A 22336-nucleotide genomic window follows, 5' to 3' on the forward strand; every position below is an offset into this window, starting at 1 on the left:
GGGTGCGCGGGCGTGACTCTCATCATGGGCGTGCTCAACGTGACGCCCGACTCCTTCAGCGACGGAGGCCGGTGGCTGGAACCGGACGCCGCCGTCGCGCACGCGCTCGACCTGGTCGCCCAGGGCGCCGACCTGATCGACGTCGGCGGCGAGTCCACCCGCCCGGGCGCCGTTCGCGTCGACCCGGTGGAGGAGCAGGCGCGCGTGGTGCCGGTCATCCGCACCCTCGCCGGGCTCGGCGTGACCGTCAGCGTCGACACGCTCAACGCCTCCACCGCCCGGGCGGCCGCCGACGCGGGCGCCGCGATCATCAACGACGTCTCGGGAGGCCTCGGCGACCCCGGGATGCCCGACGCCGTCCTCGACACCGGCCTCCAGTACGTCGTCATGCACTGGCGCGGCCGGCTCGACGCCGCGGACTCCCGCGCGGTCTACACCGACACCGTGGCGGAGGTGCGCCACGAGCTGTCCGCCCGGGTCACCGACCTCCTCGACCGCGGCATCGACCCGGCCAAGCTGGTGCTCGACCCCGGTCTCGGCTTCTCGAAGAACGCGACTCACAACTGGCAGGTGCTGGCCGGCCTCCACGAGTTCGAGACCCTCGGCTACCCGGTGCTGATCGGCGCCTCCCGCAAGCGATTCCTGGGTGCGCTGCTGCCGGAGGACGCCGCAGTGGAGGACCGCGACGCCCCGACCGCGGTCATCTCCGCCCTCGCCGCGCAGGCGGGCGTCTGGGCCGTGCGCGTTCACGACGTGGCGTCGACGCGGATCGCCCTGGATGTCGTGCGGGCGTGGCAAGCTGGACGCGATGACTGAATCCGATGCCGCGACCGCCTCGCTGCGGCCGACGGACGCGATCGTGCTGACCGGGCTGCGCGTGCGCGCTCACCACGGGGTGTTCGACTTCGAGCGCGAGAACGGCCAGGACTTCGTGGTCGACGTGACCGCGCACCTCGACCTGTCGCCGTCCGCGGTCTCCGACGACCTGAGCCGCACGGTGCACTACGGCGAGCTCGCGGTCGAGGTCGCCGACGCCGTGCGCCGCGACCCGGTCGACCTGATCGAGACCGTCGCCGAGCGCGTCGCCGCTGTGGTGCTCGCCCACGAGCCCGTGCACTCGGTCGAGGTGACGGTCCACAAGCCCGATGCACCGATCGAGGTGCCGTTCGACGACGTCGCCGTGCGCATCCTCCGGGGCCGGTCGTGAACGCCCCGCGTCCGGAACGTCTGCGGGTCGGGTCGCCGGCGGTGCTGGCGTTCGGCAGCAACCTGGGCGACCGCGCCGCGACGATCCGGGAGGCCTTGCGGATGCTCGGCGACGACGCCGGCCTCCACATCGAGGCGGTGTCGCGGCTGTACGAGACGCCGGCGCTCAAGCCGGAGGGCATCTCCGACGAGGCGCCCGCCTACCTCAACGCCGTCGCCCGGGTGCACACGATCCTCGACCCGCTGGCCCTGCTCGCGGCCGTCAACCAGGTGGAGGACGCCCTCGGCCGCGTGCGTCACGAGCGCTGGGGCGACCGCACGATCGACATCGACATCGTGGACTACGGCGGGATCGTCGCCGACGACGACCCGCGCATCGTCCTCCCGCACCCGCGCGCGCACGAGCGGGCCTTCGTGCTAGTGCCGTGGCTCGACGTCGACCCGGATGCGGTGCTCGCCGGGTACGGCCCGGTGGCGGCGCTCGCCGCGGCCGCGACCGACCCGGTGACGCTCTACGACGAGCGCGGCGACGACGACGGGAGGACCCGCTCGTGAAGCGCACCCGTCCGACCTCCCTCATCGGGCTCGGCGTGGGTGGCGTGGTCGTCGGCTTCCTGCTCGAGCTCGCGGCCTCCGGTATGGGCGTCGCCGTGTTCGTTCCGCCACTGACCCTCCCGATCACGCTCGTGGCGGTCGCGATCATCGTCGTCGCCTTCGCCATCCCGATCCGGCGCGCGGTGCGGGGGCGCAGCTCCCGCCGCATCGACCCGTTCCAGGCGATGCGCATCGTCGTGTTCGCCAAGGCGTGCAGCCTGAGTGGCGCGCTGCTGACCGGTGCGGGCCTCGGCATCCTGCTGTACCTGGTGACCCGGGACGTGCTCCCGGCCTCCAACGCGGTGCTGCTGACGGCGCTGGGAACGGCCGGCGCGATCATCCTGATGATCGCGGGCCTGATCGCCGAGTTCTTCTGCACCCTGCCGCCCGATGACGACGACGATCCGGAGACCGCCCGTGTCCGCTCGCATTGACCTCTCCGTCGGAGAGTGGAACCGCGTCTCGCCGAAGTATGTCGTCGTGGTGGTCGTCAGCACCCTGCTCACCGGGCTGGTGCTGAGCGCTGCGTCGGTGTTCCTCTGGCTCGTCGCTGGCTGGTCGTGGGCGTGGATAGCGCTGATCGTGATCGTGGTCGTCACGCTGATCTCGCTGTTCGTCGCCAACCGCCGCACGCGCTCGATCGGCTACCGTCTGCGTGACGACGACCTGCTGTTCCGCCGCGGCATCATGTACCAGCGGTTCGTGTCGGTGCCGTACGGGCGCATGCAGCTCATCGACATCACGCGCGGGCCGGTCGGGCGCATGCTGGGCCTGGCCGACCTCAAGTTCGTGACGGCGGCCGCGTCGACCAACGTCGTCGTCCCCGGGCTTCCGGAGGCCGAGGCGGCCGAACTGCGCGACCGTCTCGTGGAGCTGGCGGAGAGCCGCCGGGCGGGACTGTGAGCCTGCAGGGGCAGCCGGGCGCCCCGCAGCCGGAGGCGCCGCTGCCCGGTGGCCCGCTCAGCGCGGCGGAGCGCGCCGCCGAGCATCTCACCGACGGCGAGTGGCATCGCCTCCACCCCGCGACGCCGCTGCTGCGCGGCGGCATCGTGTTCATCGCGGTGCTCGGCTTCGTGCTGTCGAACCTGCGCGAGCGGCTCGTGAGCTTCTTCGTCGGCGCACCCGACGTCGGCGGCGACCCGATCGACGCGATCGTCAACCACGGTTGGGAGGGCTGGGCGCTGCTCGGCATCGCCGTGGTGCTGCTCGGCTGCCTCGCGGCGTTCTACGTGTCGTGGCGGATGCACAGCTTCCGGATCACCGACGACGCGGTGGAGGTGCGCAGCGGCATCCTGTTCCGCACGCAGCGCAAGGCGCGACTCGACCGCATCCAGGGCATCAACATCGTGCGGCCCCTGCTGGCACGCATCTTCGGGGCCGCGAAGCTCGACATCACGGTGGCGGGTCACGACGCCAACGTGCCGCTGGCGTACCTCGGCTCGGTGCTGGCCGACGGGCTGCGGTCAGACGTGCTGCGGCTCGCCTCCGGCGTGCGCGCAGCGGAGGCGGCTCAGGCCCAGGGGGTCGAGGGCGTCGCCGGCGTCGGTGCTGCGAACCCAGCCGGCGCGGGTACCGGTCCGGTGCCCCCGGCCTCCCGCAGCGCTCAGGTGGGCGACTTCATCGGCCAGCGCGTCAACGACTTCCTCGCCCCCGAACTCGACCCGAACGCCGCTCCGCCCGAGTCGGTCGTCAAGATCCCGCCGCTGCGGCTCGCGGGCTCGCTGGTGCTGAGCGGCTTCTCGATCTTCGTGGTCGTCGTGATCGTGCTGCTGGTGATCGGGTCGGCCGGAGGGGCGCCGTGGCTGCTCATCGTCGTCCTGCCCGGCCTGATCGGCTCCGCCAGCTTCTACATCAACCGCTTCACCAAGTCGCTGCGCTACTCGATCGCGGGGACACCCGACGGCGTCCGCGTGGGCTTCGGCCTCCTGAGCACGAGCAACGAGACCCTCCCGCCGGGCCGCGTGCACGCGGTGGAGGTGCAGCAGCCGCTGCTGTGGCGCCCGTTCGGCTGGTGGCAGATCCGCATCGACACCGCGGGTCACTCGCGCGAGAAGGGCGCTGCAGGGCAGCCGAACACGACCATGCTGCCGGTCGGCGACCAGGCCGACGTGGCTCGCGTGCTCGCGCTCGTGCTGCCGACGTTCACCGCAGAGCACAGCGACGCCGTCCTGCAGGGGATGACCTCCCGCGGTCGTGACGACTTCACCGGCAGCCCGCGCCGTGCCGCGTGGCTGCGGCCGTTGTCGTGGCAGCGCACCGGGTTCCGGATGGTCGACGGCGTCGTGCTGCTGCGCCGCGGCTTCGTCTGGCGCAGTCTCGCGATCGTGCCGCTGGCCCGGCTGCAGAGCCTCGAGCTCCAGCAGGGGCCGATCGACCGGCTGCTGGGGCTGGCCGAGACGCGATTCCACACCGTCTCGGGGCCGGTGCGCCCGCGGCTCGGCGCGATGGACTCCACGATCGGCGTCGACCTGTTCGAGACGGTGGCCGCGCGGGCGGTGGAGGCCGCGGCCCGCGACCGCAGCCACCGCTGGGGGGTGCACGGCCCCGCTCCCGCTCCCGCTCCCGCTCCTGCTCTGGACCAGCGCATCGAGTCCGCACCTCGTAACGACACCCCTGGGGAGGACGCATGAATGCCGCCGCACGCTCGGGTCGTCTGGGCCTCGGCATCGTCGGAGCCGGGAGGGTGGGGCCCGTGCTCGGCGCCGCCCTGGCCGGCGCGGGGCACGCGATCGTCGGCATCTCGGCGGTGTCGGCCGAGAGCCGCGAGCGCGCGCAGGCCATGCTGCCGCAGGCGCCGATCCTCGACGTGCCGACTCTCGTCGAGCGCAGCGAGCTGGTGATCCTCGCGGTTCCCGACCTCGAGCTCCCCGGGCTGGTGGCCGGGCTCGCCGCGACCGGCACCTGGCAGCCCGGCCAGCTCGTCCTCCACACGGCGCCCGCTCACGGAGTCGGTGTGCTGCGCCCCGCCGCCGAGGCCGGCGCCATCCCGCTCGCGGTGCACCCCGCCCTCGAGTTCACGGGCACGAGCCTCGACCTCTCCCGGCTGGGCGAGAGCTGGTTCGCCGTCACCGCGCCGGCGCCGGTGCTGCCGATCGCGCAGGCCCTGGTGGTCGAGATGGGCGGCGAGCCCGTGGTGATCGCCGAGGAGGACCGGCCCGCGTACGCGGAGGCCATCGCGACCGCCACCGCCTTCTCGCGCTCGATCGTGGAGCAGTCCACCGGCATCCTCGCCGGGATCGGCGTGGAGAACCCCGGGTCGTTCCTCAGCTCGCTGCTGCGCTCGGCCGTCGACAACGCGTTGACGCGCGCCGGCGCACCGAGCGCGCTCGACGTCGGCCTCCTCGACGAACTGAAGGAGGGCGGCGTCCGGCCCGGCGACGGCCCGGCGGACGACGACGGGCGCGGCTGGTTCCTGCGCGGCGAGTAGCCTGGATGCGGCCTCCCGAGACGGAGGCCGCGCACCAGCACAGAGACCAGCGCAGTACCGAACCAGCACAGAGGAGACCCGTTCATGCCGGACGTCGTGACCACCATCGCCGAGCTGCGCGAGCGTGTCGCGAGCGCCAGGCGGGAGGCCGCCCTCGACGGCCCGGTCGACGCACCGGTCGGCCGGGTGGTCCTCGTGCCCACGATGGGCGCGCTGCACCGCGGCCACCTGCGGCTCGTGAGCCGTGCGCGCGACCTCGGCGGCCTGGTCGTCGTCTCGATCTTCGTCAACCCGCTGCAGTTCGGGCCGGGGGAGGACCTCGACCGCTACCCGCGCACGCTCGACGCCGACGTGGAGGCCCTCGAAGGCCTCGCCGATCTGGTGTTCGCGCCCACGGCCGCCGAGATGTACCCGCACGGAGCGACCTCCACCCGGGTCACCGCCGGCGACGTCGGCCGAATGTTCGAAGGGGCGTCGCGGCCGGGGCACTTCGACGGCATGCTCACGGTCGTCGCCAAACTGCTCAACATCGTCCAGCCCGATGTCGCGGTCTTCGGCCAGAAGGACGCCCAGCAGGTGCACCTGGTGGGCCGCATGGTCGACGAGCTCGACCTCCCGGTCACCATCGCGGTGGTCGACACCGTGCGCGAAGACGACGGGCTCGCCCTCTCGAGCCGCAACCGCTATCTCGACGACGACCAGCGTCGTGCGGCCGTCGCGCTGTCGCAGGCGCTCGCCGCGGGCGCAGAGGCCGCGTCGGCCGGGGTTGAGGCCGCGCTCGCCGCCGCGACCGCGCGCGTGCAGGCCGAGCCGGTCGTTAAACTGGACTATCTCGCGATCGTCGATCAAGACACGTTCCTCGAGGCGGGCGCCGACCTCCACGGCCCGGCACTGCTGCTGATCGCCGCGCGCGTCGGCTCCACCCGCCTGATCGACAACGCCAGGATCGCACTGGGCTGAGCGCAGCCTCCCGAACCACCGACACACACCGCCACCCGCCGGAACGGAAAGACACCATGACCGAAGCGCCGCCCACCGACCTCACCGACGACGAGATCAGCGAGCAGAAGGCCGTCCGGCTGGCCAAGCGCGAGCGCCTGATCGCCGAGGCCGGCGACGCGGGCGGCGGCGCCTACCCCGTGCACGTGCCGGTGACCACCACCATCCCCGAGGTGCGCGCCGCGTGGGGCCACCTGGAGGCCGACCAGGCCTCCGGCGAGACCGTCGGCCTCGCGGGCCGCGTCGTGCACCAGCGCAACACCGGCAAGCTGTGCTTCGCGGTGCTGCAGTCCGGCGACGGCTCCCGCATCCAGGCGATGCTCTCGCTCGCCGAGGTGGGCGAGGAGTCGCTCGTCCGCTGGAAGGAGCTCGTCGACCTGGGCGACCACGTGTACGTCTCGGGCGAGGTGATCTCCAGCCGCCGCGGCGAGCTGTCGATCATGGTCCGCGGCTGGGAGATCGCGTCCAAGGCGATCCTGCCGCTGCCGAACCTCCACAACGAGCTCAGCGAGGAGACGCGCGTGCGCTCGCGCTACCTCGACCTGATCGCCCGCGAGCAGGCGCGCCGCAATGTGCTCGACCGCGCGGCGGCCGTCGCGAGCCTGCGCAGCACCTTCGCCGCGCAGGGCTTCGTGGAGGTCGAGACGCCGATGCTGCAGGTGATGCACGGCGGAGCCTCCGCCCGCCCGTTCGTCACGCACTCCAACGCGTTCGACACCGAGCTCTTCCTGCGCATCGCGCCCGAGCTGTACCTGAAGCGCGCCGTCGTCGGCGGCATCGACCGGGTGTTCGAGATCAACCGCAACTTCCGCAACGAGGGCGCCGACTCGACGCACTCGCCCGAGTTCGCGATGCTGGAGGCCTACCAGGCCTACGGCGACTACAACTCCATCGCCGACCTCACGCAGCAGCTCATCCAGGACGCCGCCGTCGCGATCTCCGGCTCGCACGTCGTCACCTGGGCCGACGGCACCGAGTACGACCTCGGCGGCCAGTGGGACCGCATCCGCATGTACGACAGCCTCTCGGAGGCCATCGGCGAAGAGATCACGCCCGAGACGCCCATGTCGCGCCTCCGCGAGCTCGCCGCCCAGGCGGAGATCGAGGTGCCGCACCCGCTGCCCGGCAAGTACGTCGAGGAGCTGTGGGAGCACCACGTGAAGTCGGGGCTCGTGCGCCCGACCTTCGTGATGGACTTCCCGGTCGACACCAGCCCGCTGGTGCGCGCCCACCGCTCGCGCGACGGCGTCGTCGAGAAGTGGGACCTCTACACCCGGGGCTTCGAGCTGGCGACGGGCTACTCCGAGCTGGTCGACCCCGTCGTGCAGCGTGAGCGCTTCATCGAGCAGGCCCGCCTGGCGGCGGCCGGCGACGACGAGGCGATGCGCCTCGACGAGGAGTTCCTGCGTGCCCTCGAGTTCGGCATGCCGCCGACGGGCGGCATGGGCATGGGCATCGACCGCCTCCTGATGGCCCTCACCGGCCTCGGCATCCGCGAGACCATCCTCTTTCCGCTGGTCAAGTAGCGCCCCGCGCTTCACCACCCGCCGAAGGGCACGTAGACGCCCCTAAAACCCAGTTTTAGGGGCGTTTGCGTGCCCTTCGATGCGAGAGAGCGGCGGTGCGGGACACCGCCGCGTCAGCCGTGCTGGCGGAGGTGCGCCTGAGTGAGCGCCTCCATCTCCTCATCGCTGAGCTCGTCGAGCTTCTTGCCCTCGCGGCGGTCGAGCCGCATCCAGCGCACGAACAGCAGCACCAGCACCGGCACGTCGGCGACCTCGGCGATGAACCACAGGAAGTCGCCGGACAAGTGCTGGTCGTGCAGGGCGCTCGGGAACCAGAACGGCACGTTCCCGACGACCGCAGGGGCGTGGTCCAGCACCGCGTCGTTGAGGCGCAGCAGGAGGCCGGGGATCGCGTCGAGGATCATCGCGACGAACGCGAGCAGGAACTCCACCGTGATGAAGAAGCTCGTTCGCAGCACCGAGTGGGCCGCGATCGGCAGCACCATGAGCAGTCCGGCGAGCGGGACGAGCACCGAGATCGTCCACTCCGACCAGGGGTTGTCGCGCAGCACGGCCGCGATCGGCGTCAGGAAGATCATGAACGCCACGCACGCGAACACCGTCGCGAAGATCGCGTTGCCGAACAGCCGCACCGGGCGCGATCGCAGGAAGCGGTCGGTGCGGCGCTGCCCCGTCGCGCCGAGCGCGGCGCGGGCCAGCGCGATCGGCCTGCCGAGGCTGACGAGCCCGGGCACGACGAAGAGCAGCAGCGCGATCCGGGTCGTGAACGCCCAGCGCAGCTCGTGACTCTCCGCGCCGAGGAATCCGAACGAGATCACCGCGTACGAACCGAGGCCGAGCACGAAGTACATGGCCGTCAAACGGGCCGGCCAGTGGTGACCGCGCCGGCGGAGCGACCGCACACCGCCGAGGTAGAGCACGGCCGCCGCGACGAGCACGATCGCGGCCGCCGGGTCGAACGACCACGTGGTGAGGAAGACGAGGAAGGGAGGCGTGGTACAGCTCCGGGAAAAGGTCGGCCAGAGGCGGGTCAGAACTTACATGTACGGGAGGTACCATTATCCCGCTATGGGAGACATCATCGGTGGAATCGTCTGGGCGCTCGCCCCGACCGTGCTCGTCGGCCTGCTGTTCTGGCTGATCATGCGCGCGATCGTGCGCGCCGACCGCACCGAGCGCAAGGTCTACTCCCGCATGGAGGCTGAGGAGCGCGCCCGGCGCGGTCTCGCTCCCAAGAGCTAGCGCCCGCTACGGTAGGCGTGAGAGGGCACTCATCCCAGTCCTCGACGCGAGAACGCCGGAGGGGGCCTGAATGGACGCGGGTTTCCTGACCACGACGATCGTGGTGGTGCTTCTGCTCGTCGACTTCGTCATCCGCGTCATCGCGATCATCGTCGTTCCGCGCAACCGCAAGCCCACCTCGGCGACGGCCTGGCTGCTGGCGATCTTCCTCATCCCGTACATCGGCGTGCTGTTCTTCCTGCTGATCGGCAGCTACAAGCTCCCCAAGAAGCGGCGCGAGAAGCAGGACGAGATCAACCGCTTCATCATCGACAGCACCGAGGGCATCGAGCGGGTGCGCCGCGACCACCCGTGGCCTCCGTGGCTGGAGTCGGTGGTCGAGCTCAACCGCAACCTGGGCGCCATGCCGCTCGTCGGCGGAAACCGTGCCAGGCTCATCGGGCACTACGACGAGTCGCTCGCGGCGATGACGGCCGCGATCGCCGACGCGAAGCGCTACGTGCACGTCGAGTTCTACATCCTCACGCTCGACAAGACCACCACGCCGTTCTTCGAGGCGATGGAGGCCGCGGTGAAGCGCGGCGTCGTCGTGCGCGTGCTGCTCGACCACATCGCGTCCCGGCGTACGCCGGACTACAAGGCCACCATCGAACGGCTGACGGCCATGGGCGCCAAGTGGCACCTGATGCTCCCGGTGCAGCCCTTCAAGGGGCGGTATCAGCGTCCCGACCTGCGCAACCACCGCAAGCTGCTCATCGTGGACGGCCGGGTGGGGTTCATGGGATCGCAGAACGTGATCGACCGCAGCTACAACAAGAAGTCGAACATCAAGCGCGGGCTCAAGTGGAAAGAGCTGCTCGTGCGGCTCGAGGGCCCGATCGTCGCCGGTCTGAACGCGATCTTCATCACCGACTGGTACAGCGAGACCGACGAGCTGCTCCGCCGCGAGACCGAGCCGATCACCGACGAGATCGACCCGGACGAGCTGGATGCGCAGGTCGTCCCCTCCGGGCCCGGGTTCGCGGGCGAGAACAACCTCCGGCTTTTCCTCGCGCTGCTCTACTACGCGCAGGAGCGCATCGTCATCACGTCGCCGTACTTCGTGCCGGACGAGGCGATGCTCACCGCCATCACCACCGCGACCCAGCGCGGCATCGCCGTCGAGCTGTTCGTCTCCGAGATCGGCGACCAGGCGCTCGTCTACCACGCCCAGCGCTCGTACTACGAGGCGCTGCTGCGTGCGGGCGTGCGCATCTGGATGTACAAGGCGCCGTACATCCTCCATGCCAAGCACTTCACGATCGACGACGACGTCGCCGTGATCGGGTCGAGCAACATGGACATGCGCTCGTTCCTGCTCAACATGGAGGTCTCGCTGATGGTGCGCGGCCGCTCGTTCGTGGAGGCGATGCGCGAGGTGGAGGACGGCTACCGCCGCGACAGCCGCGAGCTCACCCTCGAGGAGTGGATGCGCCAGCCGCTGCGCTCGACCGTCCTCGACAACCTCGCCCGCCTGACGTCGGCCCTGCAGTAGAGCGTCGCCGCCCCCAACCGGCTAGCCGCGGGGCTTCAGCCGCACCGTCGGCAGCACCGGCGCCGGCAGGGCCGCGCCGTCGAAGCCGCGCACGGTCCCGAACCGGCCGTCCGGGTCCTCGCCGTCGATCACGTCGCGCTGCCATTCGGCGCGGGCCGCGACGACGTCCTCGTGGCTGCCGCCGATGAAGTTCCACCACATCACGATCTCCTCGCCCAGCGGCTCGCCGCCGAGCAGCAGGAGGCGCGCCGGGCTGTCCGCACCGGCCGCGACCTCCAGCGCATCGCGGCCGGGGCACAGGTAGGCGAGGTGCGCGAGCGGCACCGGGGAGCCGTCGACCGTCACGTCCCCCGCATCGACGAGCACTCCGTGCTCGAACGACGGATCGAGCGGCACAGTGACGCGCGCTCCCGCCGGCACGAGCAGCTCGGCGCCCACCAGCGGCGAGAACACGGTCGCGGAGGTGCCGCTGCCCGCGAGCCCCCCGACGAACGTCCGCACGGTCGCCTTCCCGAGCATCGACGCCACAGGGACGTGGTGCTCGAAAAAGGGCGCCACGTCGCGGGAGGCGCTCGGCAGCGCCACCCACAGCTGCACGCCGTGCAGGCGCTGCGTCCCGGGTGTGGACACCTCCGAGTGGCTGATCCCGCGCCCGGCCGTCATCAGATTGAGCTCGCCCGGCCGCACCAGCGCGTGGCTGCCGACGCTGTCGCGGTGGTCGATCTCGCCCTCGAACAGCCAGCTCACGGTCTGGAGGCCGGTGTGCGGATGCGGCGGCACCTGCATCCCCCCGGTCGCCGACACGTCGTCCGGCCCGTAATGGTCGACGAAGCACCAACCGCCGATCAGCGAGCGGCGGCGCTGGGGGAGGGTGCGCCTCACGGTCATCGCGCGGGGGCCGCCGAGCGGCACCTCCCTCGGCTCGAGGATCTCCACCCGGGCGTCGTCGACCACCGCGTCGTCGCCGACCAGGACCTCCACCGGGTCGCGTTCGAGGTTGCTCATAGCGGCATCCTAGGCTCCCGCGCGCCCCGCGCCGGCCCCCCGAAAACACATCCGGAGGCACCTAGAATGAGCGCGTGAACCGAGCAGCGCGCCCTCTGACCTCCTTCATCGCCGTCGCCGCCGCAGCACTGCTGCTCGCCGGCTGCTCGAGCACGCAGGTGAAGCCCGTCAGCGATTACGCGGGTGAACCGAAGGGCGTCGAAGCGCCGGCCAGCAGCGCGGGAGGCGCCTCCTGGGCGACCTGGATGCAGAGCGGCAAGCAGTTCGGGATCGTCCTCTACGGCAGCTCCACCTGCCCGCCGACCGTGCAGTCGGTCAAGGTCGTGGCCTCCAACCAGCTGGAGGCCATGCTCGCCCCCGCGTCCGGCGGGGTCTGCACGCACGACCTGGTGCCGCACACCACCGCGTTCGCGAGGCCGAGCGGCGTGACCACGACCTCGGACGTGACGGTCAAGCTGCCCGACACGACTCTCACCATCCCGGCCCTGCGCGGCTGACCGGGAGGCCGCCCGCGCGCACGACGCGGACGTGCGCCTCCAGCGAACATGACTCCGCAGCCCGGCGACCCGCGGTTACCCTCGATGTATCGATACCGACCCTGCAACGGTGTCGAGAGGAGTAGAGATGTTCGAGAGATTCACCGACCGCGCTCGACGCGTCGTCGTCCTGGCCCAAGAAGAGGCCAAGATGCTCAACCACAACTACATCGGGACGGAGCACATCCTGCTCGGCCTGATCCACGAGGGTGAGGGTGTTGCCGCCAAGGCGCTGGAGTCGCTCGGGATCTCGCTGGACGCCGTCCGCGAGCAGGTCCAGGACATCATCGGTCAGGGCCAGCAGCAGCCGACCGGCCACATCCCGTTCACGCCGCGCGCCAAGAAGGTCCTCGAGCTCAGCCTGCGCGAGGCCCTCCAGCTCGGCCACAACTACATCGGCACCGAGCACATCCTCCTCGGCCTGATCCGCGAGGGCGAGGGCGTCGCCGCCCAGGTGCTCGTCAAGCTGGGCGCCGACCTCAACCGCGTGCGCCAGCAGGTCATCCAGCTCCTCTCCGGCTACCAGGGCAAGGAGCAGGTCCAGGTCGGAGGCAACGATCAGACCACCGCGCAGGCCGGTAGCCAGATCCTCGACCAGTTCGGCCGCAATCTGACGCAGGCCGCTCGCGACAACAAGCTCGACCCGGTCATCGGGCGCGAGAAAGAGATCGAGCGCGTCATGCAGATCCTGTCGCGCCGCTCCAAGAACAACCCCGTGCTGATCGGCGAGCCCGGCGTCGGCAAGACCGCCGTCGTGGAGGGCCTCGCCCAGGCGATCGTGCGCGGCGACGTGCCGGAGACGCTGAAGGACAAGCAGCTCTACACGCTCGACCTCGGCTCCCTGATCGCCGGCTCCCGCTACCGCGGCGACTTCGAGGAGCGCCTCAAGAAGGTCACCAAGGAGATCCGCACCCGCGGCGACATCATCACCTTCATCGACGAGATCCACACCCTCGTCGGCGCGGGCGCTGCGGAGGGCGCGATCGACGCGGCCAGCATCCTCAAGCCGCTGCTGGCCCGCGGCGAGCTGCAGACCATCGGCGCCACCACGCTCGACGAGTACCGCAAGCACTTCGAGAAGGACGCCGCGCTGGAGCGCCGGTTCCAGCCGATCCAGGTCGCCGAGCCGTCGCTGCCCCACGCGATCAACATCCTGAAGGGCCTGCGCGACCGCTACGAGGCGCACCACAAGGTGTCCATCACCGACGGCGCGATCGTCGCGGCTGCCAACCTGGCCGACCGCTACATCCAGGACCGCTTCCTCCCCGACAAGGCCATCGACCTGATCGACGAAGCCGGCGCCCGCCTGCGCCTGTCGATCCTGTCGGCGCCGCCGGAGCTGCGCGAGTTCGACGACAAGATCGCCGCCGTGCGCTCCCAGAAGGAGGCCGCGATCGAGGACCAGGACTTCGAGAAGGCCGCGAGCCTCCGCGACGAGGAGAAGAACCTCCTCGGCGAGCGGCTGCGCCTCGAGAAGCAGTGGCGCTCGGGCGACGTGAAGACGACGGCGGAGGTCGACGAGGGCCTGATCGCGGAGGTGCTGGCGCAGGCCACCGGCATCCCGGTGTTCAAGCTCACCGAAGAGGAGTCGGCCCGTCTGGTCTACATGGAGAAGGCGCTGCACCAGCGCGTCATCGGCCAAGAGGAGGCCATCGCGGCCCTCTCGAAGACGATCCGCCGCACGCGCGCCGGTCTGAAGGACCCGAAGCGTCCCTCCGGCTCGTTCATCTTCGCCGGCCCGACCGGTGTCGGTAAGACGGAGCTGGCCAAGGCGCTCGCGGAGTTCCTGTTCGACGACGAGTCGGCGATGATCTCGCTCGACATGTCGGAGTACGGCGAGAAGCACACGGTCTCCCGGCTGTTCGGCGCCCCTCCCGGGTTCGTCGGCTTCGAGGAGGGTGGCCAGCTCACCGAGAAGGTCCGCCGCAAGCCGTTCAGCGTCGTGCTGTTCGACGAGATCGAGAAGGCGCACCCCGACATCTTCAACTCGCTGCTCCAGATCCTGGAGGAGGGACGTCTGACGGATGGCCAGGGCCGCGTCGTCGACTTCAAGAACACCGTGATCATCATGACCACGAACCTCGGCACGAAGGACATCTCCGGCGGCCCCGTCGGCTTCCAGATCGAGGGCGACCCGACCACCGGCTACGACCGGATGCGCGGCAAGGTCTACGAGGAGCTCAAGAAGAACTTCAAGCCGGAGTTCCTCAACCGCGTCGACGAGATCATCGTGTTCCCGCAGCTGAACAAGGCGGAGCTTCTGCAGATCGTGGATCTGTTCATCAAGCGCCTCTCCGACCGGCTGCTCGACCGCGACATGACGATCGAGCTGGCGGTCCCCGCCAAGGAGCGACTGATCGAGGTCGGCTTCGACCCGACGCTCGGCGCCCGGCCGCTGCGCCGCGCGGTGCAGCACGAGATCGAGGACCGTCTCAGCGAGAAGATCCTCCACGGCGAGCTGAACGCCGGCGACCACGTCCACGTCGACTTCCAGAACGGCGAGTTCGTGTTCACCACGACGGCTCGTCAGGAGTCGGTCGGCGCTGGCGTCAACGCCGCCGCGGCGATCGGCACCGGCCCGGTCACCCCGGATCTCGCCGCGAACGACTGACCCACTCGGCACCAGGGCCGGCCTCCGCGCACGCGGGGGCCGGCCCTTCGTCGTGCTCGGGGTCGGTAGGGTTGGAGGGTGAGTGGTGACGGCAGCGCGTATGTGGTTCGGAGGGCGCGTACGAGCGACGTTCCCGGCATCCAGAAGCTTGTCGAGCCGCTCGTGCAGCGACGCATCCTGCTCGGCAAGGAGGCCGTGACCTTCTACGAGTCGGTGCAGGAGTTCCGCGTCGCCGAGACCGCCGAGGGCGAGCTGATCGGCTGCGGCGCCCTCCACGTGATGTGGAGCGACCTGGCCGAGGTGCGCACCCTCGCCGTCGCCGACCCATGGCTCGGCCGCGGGGTCGGCCGCGCCCTCCTCGCCCGCCTGGAGGGCGACGCGCGCGAGCTGGGGCTCAGCCGGCTGTTCTGCCTGACGTTCGAGGTGCCCTTCTTCCAGCGCAACGGCTTCGAAGACATGGGAACGGAGACGGTCGACCCGACGCTGTACGCCGAACTCGTCCGCTCCACCGATGAGGGCGTCGCCGAGTTCCTCGATCTGGCCCGCGTGAAGCCCAACACCCTGGGAAACACGCGCATGTTGAAGCACCTCTGAGCGCGCCTGCGTCGGCGTGTCGCACGTCGGGGCTAACCTTCGGGCATGTCGACGTTCAAGCGCCCTGTCGGCCCTCAGCCGAGCAGCGTCTACTGGCGCCGGAGGCTCATCGTCCTGATCGGCCTCGTCGCCGTGATCGTCGCGGTCGTGCTCATCGTGGTGCGGCCCGGTTCGTCGAGCGGCGAGCCCGCGAAGGCCCCGGTCAGCACGAACTCGTCGACGCCGGCTCCGGCCGCGGCGACCAGCATCCCGACCTCCAGCGCGAGCGCGAGCGGCCAGGAGTGCAAGCCGACCGACGTCAAGGTGGAGGCCGTCACCGACGCCGCCCAGTACGCGGCCGCGCAGCTGCCGCAGCTCTCGGTCGCGCTGACCAACACGGGTTCGTCCGCGTGCGTCATCGACGCGGGCACGTCGCAGCAGGTCTTCACCATCACGAGCGGCTCGGAGGTCTACTGGAAGTCGACGGACTGCCAGGCCTCCAAGGTCGACGCGCAGGTGCTCCTGCAGCCCGGCAAGACCATCTCGTCGCAGACGCCGATCACCTGGGACCGCACGCGATCCGACCCGGCCACGTGCCAGGCGCAGCGGCAGCAGGTTCCCGCGGGAGGCGCGTCGTATCACCTACAGGTGTCGGTCGCGGGCATCACGTCGCCGACGACCAAGCAGTTCATCCTGCAGTGACGCTTCTCCTCCACAGCGCGGCCTGAAGGCCCTTCTCCACGAGTTCCGCGATCCTCCGGCGAGTGACGGTGGCCGCCCGTAGTGTGGGAGGCGCCGGATCGACCGGCCCGACCGAGGAGGTGCCGTGGCTAAAGCCGCTGTGTCGTACCGCTGCACCGAGTGCGGCTGGACGACCGTCAAGTGGGTCGGGCGTTGCGGCGAATGTCAGGAGTGGGGCACGGTGGCAGAGGCGGCGGCGCGCACAGGGGTGCTGCGTTCGCTGACGCCGGTGAACGTGGGCGCCGACCGCGCTGCGCGGTCGATCACCGAGATCGGCATGGAGCCGGCGCGGCGGCGGCCGAGCGGCATCGGCGAGTTCGACCGCGTGCTCGGCGGGGGCATCGTGCCCGGCGCGGCGATCCTGCTGAGCGGGGAGCCCGGGGTCGGCAAGTCGACTCTGCTGCTCGAGGTGGCCTCCCGCGCTGCGCGCGAGGGCCGGCCGGTGCTCTACGTGAGCGCGGAGGAGTCGGTGAGCCAGGTGCGCATGCGCGCCGAGCGCACGGGCGCCCTCCACGATCAGCTGTTCCTCGCCGCCGAGACCGACCTGGCGACCATCGTCGGGCAGATCGACGCGGTGCGGCCCTCCCTGGTGATCGTCGACTCGGTGCAGACCGTGTCGAGCAGCTCGGGCGAGGGAATCGCCGGAGGCCCCAGCCAGGTGCGTGAGGTGGCGAGCACGCTCATCCGCGTGGCCAAGGAGCGCGACCTGCCCGTGCTGATCGTCGGGCACGTCACCAAAGACGGCTCGATCGCCGGCCCGCGGCTGCTCGAGCACCTGGTCGACGTCGTGTGCCAGTTCGAGGGCGACCGTCAGACGGCGCTCCGCTTCGTGCGAGCGCTGAAGAACCGGTTCGGGCCGACCGACGAGGTGGGCTGTTTCGAGATGGCCGGCGACGGCATCGCCGAGGTGCCCGACCCGAGCGGCCTCTTCCTCAGCCGCACGACGACTCCGGTCTCCGGCACCTGCGTCACGGTGGCGATGGAGGGCAGGCGTCCGCTGCCGGTGGAGGTGCAGGCCCTGGTCGTGGCGACCACCGCGCCCAATCCGCGGCGGGTGACCAACGGCGTCGACTCCTCCCGCGTCGCGATGCTGCTCGCCGTGCTGGAGCGCCGCGCCGGCATCCGTCTCGGCGACAAGGATGTCTACGTCTCGACCGTCGGCGGGGTGCGGCTCGCCGAGCCCGGCGCCGACCTCGCCATCGCTCTGGCGGTGGCGTCGGCCGCGAGCGACCGCGCCATCCCGCACACGCTCGCGGCTTTCGGTGAGATCAGCCTCGCCGGCGAGATCCGACCCGTCACCAGCGGCAAGCAGCGCACCGCCGAGGCGGCCCGGCTCGGCTTCACCACCCGCATCGACGAGCGCAGCGCCACCGTGCGCGAGGCTCTCCGCGTCGCCTTCTCGGCGGCTGCCACCCCCCGCGAGCGGGAGCTCGACGCCGCGTTCTGAGCGTCGCCCGTCGTCGCCGGGAACGGAGGAGAAATCGCCGCGACCGCGTCCGATCTCCTCCCGAAGCCTTCGGCCCACGGCGCGTCGCACCGGATCTCCTCCGTTACCGTCGCGCGCGGGATGGGGTACTGCGTGTCGGCTGTGCGGAGCACAATGACGGCATGGCCAACCTGACCTTCACCCTCCGTTCTGGCCGGCGCGTCGGCGTGACCACCCTCGGCGACCCCGTCGCAGAACGCGTCGTCGTGTTCTGCCATCCGGCGCCGGGTTCGTCGGTGTTCGATCCCGACCCCGACGAGTCGGCGAACCGCGACGTCCACATCGTGTCGCTGGATCGCCCGGGCTACGGCTCCAGCGACCCGTGGCCGTTCGGCACCTGGCCCAGCATCGTCCGCGCCGCGGACGACATCGCCGAGTACATCCGTGACATGAAGCGTTTCGAGGGTCCGATCGGCGTCCACCGGCCGCCGACCATCGGCATCGCGGGCTGGTCGGCCGGCGGCCGCGTGGCGCTCGCCTTCGCGGCACGCCATCCCGACCTCGTCGACCGGGTCGCAGTGGTCGCGACGCCGGCGCCGAACGAGCACGTGCAGTGGATCCCACCCGAGCTGCAGAAGCTCTCGGACGAGCTGGGCCACCAGCCGCCGGACGTCGCGTTGAGTCGGCTGTCCGGGATGATGCAGGGGCAGGCGGACGCCGTCAACGCTGCCGACGGTGAGGGCGCGGTTCCGCTCGACCTGCTGGGCGCGGGGCCGGCGGACGCCGGGGCGTTGCAGCGCCCCGGCCTCCACGACCGGCTCGGCCGAATGCTGATCGATGCGTTCCGGCAGGGACCCGTCGGCGTCGCCGGCGACGTGCTCAGCTACACCGCGCAGCCCTGGGGCTTCGACCCGGGAGACGTGCAGGCCAAGACGCTCATCATCGGCGGTCAGGCCGACCCGATCGCGGGGAACGCGCACGCCGCCTGGTATCAGAAGGCGATCCCGGATGCGGGGATGGAGATGGTTCCCGGCGTCGGCCACCTGGTCATCGCGCAGGCGTGGGGTCGCGTGCTGTCGCACCTCGCGCCGGGCACCAAGTCGTGAGGCGGAGCGGTCAGGCGTCGACGGGAGGACGCCTCGGGAATTTCGTCGTGGCCCGCTCGAGCACCGCGGGGAGGAAAGCCGACGCCCATACCCGGTAGCCGTGATCGTTGGGATGGAACCAGTCCTCCGCGAACTGGGTGATCGCCCCGCGGATCCCCTCCCGGCGCATGGCTTCGTGGAGTGGCACCACCGTCAGCCCGCGTTCGCCGGCCTCGTCGCGGAGGATCGTGTTCGCGACGGCGACCTTCCTCTCGTTGGCGGGGAAGTAGAAGTAGGGCAGGTCGGCCACCACGGCGTCGGAGGGCACGGCATCCAGAACTCCCCGGATACCCTCCCGGAACCGGTCGGCGTCGAAGTCGGCGATGTCGTTCGCGCCGATGGACACGGTCACCAGGTCGGGCTCGTACCCGGCGAACCGCGGAAGCTGGTCGGCGACCGCGAGCGCGACCGTCGCCCCTGACACCGACAGGTTGACCACGCGGACGCTGCGCCCGGTCGCGGCGCGGATGTGGTCGGCGATGATGCCGACGTAGCTGTTGCGCGGCACGGACGCGCCGATGCCCTGCGCCGCGCTGTCGCCGATCGCAACGTAGAGGATCTCGCCCTCGGTGTGCGCGTGCTCCCGCCACCAGGCCGAATGGACCGGAAGTGTCTGATTGATGCGCTCCCGACCGGCCTCCAGCCGCGCCTGATGCTGGGCGAGCCCCGCCCGAACGGCGGCCGTCGTCGCAGTCGCGACGGCGAGGGCGCCGCTCACCCACAAAGCCGGTTTCAGGAACCCCATCCCCGCAGCGTACCCCGCTGTTTCGCGGCCCGGCTGGGGGTCGCCCGCACGCGCCACCCGCTCGATTGGCGACCTCGCCGCCGTTCCAGTAAACTCGCCTGCGGTACCGTGTCCGAGCGGCCGAAGGTGCAACTCTCGAAAAGTTGTGTGGGTGAAAGCCCACCGTGGGTTCAAATCCCACCGGTACCGCCATGAAAATGCCCCGGGATTCCTTGAAAATACAGGGATCCGGGGCGTTTTGCATGTAGGCCAAGAGCCGGTTGACTACATTTGACTACATCTCGTTCGGGGCCGGCCGGACGGCGGGCCCACGAACAGCCGACTCACTTCAATCTCGGTTCGGGAATGACGTATCAGCAGCCCCGCTCGTGCCGGTTCAGACGGGCAGGATCTTGTTCGACTTGGTCCGGTTGTATCGCCAGCACAGTGTCTGCAGATTGTCCTCGGTCGTCATTCCGCCCTTCGACACGGGAATGACATGGTCGACTTCGAGCAATAGGTGAGGTTCAGTCGCGAGCGAGACCGAACAGTTTCGACAAGTGTGCTGATCCCTCGTCTTTATGAAGGTTCGGAGCCGCGCGGTCATCAACGCTCGCTGGCCGGCCGCGGACTTGTTGAACTTTATCTTCTGCGAAATCGTCTCAACGAGGGCGTCGATGGTCTGGGTATTCAGCGTGACCGTGCTTCGCTGGGAGCTGTTGCCGCCGGCGCTGACGTACTCGAAGGCGTAGACCGGGTACGGAACGGTGATCGGAGAAAGTTCCACTCCAACGTGTCCCATGAACTCGTCGGAGTAGTGCTTGAGAATGAACGCGGGTGGCTCGATTGATGCGCAGCGAGTGGAGTCTGCAAAAAGCGAGTGGAGGGAACGGAGCTGGTTCAGCTCGCTATGATCGGCTGCCGGATCGGAAAGAGGGCGTAGCAACGCAGCACGCCTAAGGCGTTCGAACTTCGACTCGCGGGCGAGCGTGCTGGCCGGACGTGCGGTTGCGGCGTTCGCCGCGGTCGCGATCCGCGTGGATGAGGTCGGCCTTCGAGGACATCCTTACGCGCGATGACCTCCAAGGCTAAGTCGACGGCGAGTGCATTGTTCCGCCGGCTCATCTCTGCAATTTCACCGTCTGCGCCTCGCTAGTACTCACGAGTCAAAGGAGTAGCCGAGAGCGTCGACGAGTTTGAGGATGGCGCCGTCGTTTCCGCCGTTGCGATCCGCTCTTGCGATCGCGCCCCTAATGACGCAGACAGCAGGGTACGCTATCGGCCTCGGATGTGGCGAGGGTTCTCGCGTTCGAGAGCTCTTCTGCCGATTGCACCGGTGCTATCGAATGTGAAACGCGTATCGCCGGGAGAGCGCATCGAGCCGACAGTTGCGACGTTCAGCGTGAGAAGACGACCTCTCCGGCAACGACGGTGACGGCCGTTTGCACCGACCCGATGGCGTCGGGCGGCAGTTCGAACGGATCCGCGGTGGCGATGGCTAGATTCGCACGCTCCCCGACGCGGATGCGGGCCGACCGCGCAAGGACGAGTTCGGCGGATCCATTCGTGTATGCACTAAGCGCCTGCTCCAGGCTGAGGGCCTGGTGCTCGGCATCCAGCGTCGCGGTTTGTGAAGCCGCAAGGTGTGTAGTCGCGTTGCTCGCGACCGGACGCGGAGCTTGCCGGTTGACGGCTACGTGGATGGCCAACCAGGGGTCGGCAGGCGACACCGGCCAGTCTGATCCCATGGCGAGGTCGCCGCCGCCTTCTGCGATCAGCCGGAACGGATAGCCTTCGTGCATCCGTTCTTCACCGATCAACCCTGCCAGGTAAGGGTCTGGCGTTGCCCACAGAGCTTGCATGTTGGCCGTTACTCCGAGCGGTCCGAAACGTACGGCGTCCTCCGGTCGAACCATGGACAGATGGGCGATGTGATGCTGGGGGCCAGCGCCGTTTGCGATGCGTGCCGCCTCGATCGCGTCAAGGGCCACGCGGATTCCCCGATCGCCCATGATATGCAGGTGCATGGCGAACCCTGCTGCGTCGAGCTGGGTGACAAAGGCAAAGATCGTCTCCTCGTCGAAATGCAGTTCGCCCGCGAAACCATCGGCGTGATTGTAGTAGGGCTCCAGGAGCGCCGCGGTTTCGCCATGGGGGACCCCGTCGATCATGACTTTCGCGGTTGAGGTGGAAAAGCCTGCGGTCGCGTTGGTCTCGCGAAGATCGATGAAGTGGGCCACAAGCGCTGCCACATCCTCTTTTTTGAGTCCACGCTCAATCCAAAGGGCACCCGACGTGTCACTTCGCAGTGTGTTGTCTGCAATGCTTCGCACGTACGCGGCTGTGGCATCGGCCTTTCCGTTGTACTCACCGAGGATTGCTTCGTGCCAGCCCGTGACGCCCAGCGACCACAGGTGATCTTGCGCGTTCAGCAGGCCGGCGTAAATCTCGTCGTCTGTTGCCGGAGGAATGACCCGACCGACGAGCTCAGCCGCGGTCTCGTTGAGGTAGCCGATTGGGTCGCCCGCATCGTCGAGGTAGATGTTCCCACCGTGCGGTTGCGGGGTGTCGCGGGTCACCCCGGCGAGCTCCAGCGCTTTCGTGTTGACCCACAGGGTGTGGTGGCCGGCGTCGCTGAGGGCGACGGGCCGATCGGCGACAATCTCGTCGAGCGCGTGGCGGGTGGGCATTGGGAAGAGTTCGTGGTCCCAGCCTCCACCTGTGATCCACGTGTCGTCGCTGTGAGCTGCTGCCTGCCGGATGAGGTCGAGCGTCTCCTCGACGCTCCGGGCCGGTGTGAGGTCAAGACTCAAACGTTCCACACCGGCAAATGCGGCATGCACGTGCGCATCGACGAACCCGGGATGGATGATTCCGCCGTCGGCTTCAATCACACGCGTGGAATCGCGGATGAGTTCGCTCACGCTTTCGTCGGAACCGACGCGCACGATGCGGTCGCCTGACACAGCCACTGCGGTGGAGGAGGTGCGCACCTTTCCGTCGAATACGTGGCCGTTTAAGACAACTAGGTCTGCGGAGCTCATGTT

22 protein-coding genes and 1 tRNA gene are annotated in these 22336 nt (G+C 69.7%); 18 read left to right on the forward strand and 5 right to left on the reverse strand.

Features of this window, described 5'->3' with window-relative positions; all coding sequences use genetic code 11:
* The first annotated feature begins 12 nt into the window (after positions 1–12).
* From folP to lysS, 9 genes are all read left to right on the forward strand, one after another.
* Positions 13–816 carry a dihydropteroate synthase gene (folP, locus tag ASF88_RS01620; RefSeq protein WP_055913320.1) on the forward strand — a complete coding sequence of 268 codons (804 nt, stop codon included), beginning with the start codon at positions 13–15 and terminating at the stop codon, positions 814–816.
* Entirely contained in the window at positions 809–1207 is a 399-nt protein-coding gene (gene folB, locus ASF88_RS01625) for a dihydroneopterin aldolase (protein WP_055913323.1), read from the forward strand. The genes folP and folB overlap by 8 nt, the downstream gene beginning before the upstream one ends.
* Complete coding sequence (gene folK, locus ASF88_RS01630) at positions 1204–1761, forward strand: 2-amino-4-hydroxy-6-hydroxymethyldihydropteridine diphosphokinase (RefSeq protein WP_055913326.1); 558 nt, start codon at positions 1204–1206, stop codon at positions 1759–1761. Before folB ends, folK begins: the two co-directional genes overlap by 4 nt.
* Positions 1758–2234, forward strand: a complete 477-nt coding sequence (locus tag ASF88_RS01635) for a DUF3180 domain-containing protein (protein ID WP_055913328.1) — start codon at positions 1758–1760, stop codon at positions 2232–2234. Before folK ends, ASF88_RS01635 begins: the two co-directional genes overlap by 4 nt.
* Complete coding sequence (locus tag ASF88_RS01640; protein ID WP_157498149.1) at positions 2218–2703, forward strand: PH domain-containing protein; 486 nt, start codon at positions 2218–2220, stop codon at positions 2701–2703. The genes ASF88_RS01635 and ASF88_RS01640 overlap by 17 nt, the downstream gene beginning before the upstream one ends.
* Positions 2700–4430: a PH domain-containing protein gene (locus ASF88_RS01645; protein ID WP_235493233.1), complete on the forward strand. Its 1731-nt coding sequence runs from the start codon at positions 2700–2702 to the stop codon at positions 4428–4430. The genes ASF88_RS01640 and ASF88_RS01645 overlap by 4 nt, the downstream gene beginning before the upstream one ends.
* Positions 4427–5227 (forward strand): Rossmann-like and DUF2520 domain-containing protein, encoded by an 801-nt coding sequence (locus tag ASF88_RS01650; RefSeq protein ID WP_055913332.1) that lies wholly within the window; start codon positions 4427–4429, stop codon positions 5225–5227. Before ASF88_RS01645 ends, ASF88_RS01650 begins: the two co-directional genes overlap by 4 nt.
* A gap of 84 nt (positions 5228–5311) precedes the next feature.
* A complete protein-coding gene (gene panC, locus ASF88_RS01655; protein ID WP_055913335.1) occupies positions 5312–6187 on the forward strand; it encodes a pantoate--beta-alanine ligase in 876 nt (291 codons plus the stop codon).
* Positions 6188–6243: 56 nt separating this feature from the next.
* Positions 6244–7752 (forward strand): lysine--tRNA ligase, encoded by a 1509-nt coding sequence (gene lysS, locus ASF88_RS01660; RefSeq protein WP_055913337.1) that lies wholly within the window; start codon positions 6244–6246, stop codon positions 7750–7752.
* Between the two features lie 113 nt (positions 7753–7865).
* Here lysS and ASF88_RS01665 read toward each other — a convergent pair whose 3' ends face one another.
* Positions 7866–8690 carry a cytochrome c oxidase assembly protein gene (locus ASF88_RS01665; protein WP_082518686.1) on the reverse strand — a complete coding sequence of 275 codons (825 nt, stop codon included), beginning with the start codon at positions 8688–8690 and terminating at the stop codon, positions 7866–7868.
* A gap of 130 nt (positions 8691–8820) precedes the next feature.
* Here ASF88_RS01665 and ASF88_RS20780 point away from each other — a divergent pair, with 130 nt between their 5' ends.
* On the forward strand, positions 8821–8994 hold the full coding sequence (locus ASF88_RS20780; protein ID WP_200935216.1) for a hypothetical protein: 174 nt from the start codon (positions 8821–8823) through the stop codon (positions 8992–8994).
* A gap of 70 nt (positions 8995–9064) precedes the next feature.
* The gene (gene cls, locus ASF88_RS01670; RefSeq protein WP_055913340.1) at positions 9065–10528 is read left to right on the forward strand and encodes a cardiolipin synthase; all 1464 of its coding nucleotides are present in this window, start codon (positions 9065–9067) and stop codon (positions 10526–10528) included.
* A 21-nt stretch (positions 10529–10549) separates the two neighbouring features.
* Here cls and ASF88_RS01675 read toward each other — a convergent pair whose 3' ends face one another.
* Positions 10550–11533 (reverse strand): pirin family protein, encoded by a 984-nt coding sequence (locus tag ASF88_RS01675; RefSeq protein WP_055913343.1) that lies wholly within the window; start codon positions 11531–11533, stop codon positions 10550–10552.
* Positions 11534–11607: 74 nt separating this feature from the next.
* On the opposite strand from ASF88_RS01675, the gene ASF88_RS01680 reads away from it, so the two are divergent.
* From ASF88_RS01680 to ASF88_RS01705, 6 genes are all read left to right on the forward strand, one after another.
* On the forward strand, positions 11608–12030 hold the full coding sequence (locus tag ASF88_RS01680) for a hypothetical protein (protein WP_055913346.1): 423 nt from the start codon (positions 11608–11610) through the stop codon (positions 12028–12030).
* Positions 12031–12157: 127 nt separating this feature from the next.
* On the forward strand, positions 12158–14680 hold the full coding sequence (locus ASF88_RS01685; RefSeq protein WP_055913349.1) for an ATP-dependent Clp protease ATP-binding subunit: 2523 nt from the start codon (positions 12158–12160) through the stop codon (positions 14678–14680).
* A 78-nt stretch (positions 14681–14758) separates the two neighbouring features.
* Positions 14759–15274, forward strand: coding sequence for an amino-acid N-acetyltransferase (locus tag ASF88_RS01690; RefSeq protein WP_055913352.1), 516 nt, complete (start codon positions 14759–14761; stop codon positions 15272–15274).
* Positions 15275–15319: 45 nt separating this feature from the next.
* Positions 15320–15955, forward strand: a complete 636-nt coding sequence (locus ASF88_RS01695) for a hypothetical protein (protein ID WP_055913355.1) — start codon at positions 15320–15322, stop codon at positions 15953–15955.
* A 124-nt stretch (positions 15956–16079) separates the two neighbouring features.
* Positions 16080–17441 (forward strand): DNA repair protein RadA, encoded by a 1362-nt coding sequence (radA, locus tag ASF88_RS01700; RefSeq protein WP_055913358.1) that lies wholly within the window; start codon positions 16080–16082, stop codon positions 17439–17441.
* 161 nt (positions 17442–17602) lie between these two features.
* Entirely contained in the window at positions 17603–18526 is a 924-nt protein-coding gene (locus ASF88_RS01705) for an alpha/beta fold hydrolase (protein ID WP_055913361.1), read from the forward strand.
* A 10-nt stretch (positions 18527–18536) separates the two neighbouring features.
* Here ASF88_RS01705 and ASF88_RS01710 read toward each other — a convergent pair whose 3' ends face one another.
* Positions 18537–19310 (reverse strand): SGNH/GDSL hydrolase family protein, encoded by a 774-nt coding sequence (locus tag ASF88_RS01710; RefSeq protein WP_082518687.1) that lies wholly within the window; start codon positions 19308–19310, stop codon positions 18537–18539.
* 102 nt (positions 19311–19412) lie between these two features.
* On the opposite strand from ASF88_RS01710, the gene ASF88_RS01715 reads away from it, so the two are divergent.
* Positions 19413–19502 (forward strand) — tRNA-Ser (locus ASF88_RS01715).
* 184 nt (positions 19503–19686) lie between these two features.
* Here ASF88_RS01715 and ASF88_RS20785 read toward each other — a convergent pair.
* Together ASF88_RS20785 and ASF88_RS01725 are read right to left on the reverse strand one after the other, a co-directional pair.
* Complete coding sequence (locus ASF88_RS20785; protein WP_235493234.1) at positions 19687–20235, reverse strand: HNH endonuclease; 549 nt, start codon at positions 20233–20235, stop codon at positions 19687–19689.
* A 451-nt stretch (positions 20236–20686) separates the two neighbouring features.
* Positions 20687–22333: an amidohydrolase gene (locus ASF88_RS01725; protein ID WP_055913364.1), complete on the reverse strand. Its 1647-nt coding sequence runs from the start codon at positions 22331–22333 to the stop codon at positions 20687–20689.
* Positions 22334–22336 lie beyond the last annotated feature (3 nt).

Origin of the sequence: Leifsonia sp. Leaf336, from assembly GCF_001423695.1 — a bacterium.
GTDB lineage: Bacteria > Actinomycetota > Actinomycetes > Actinomycetales > Microbacteriaceae > Leifsonia.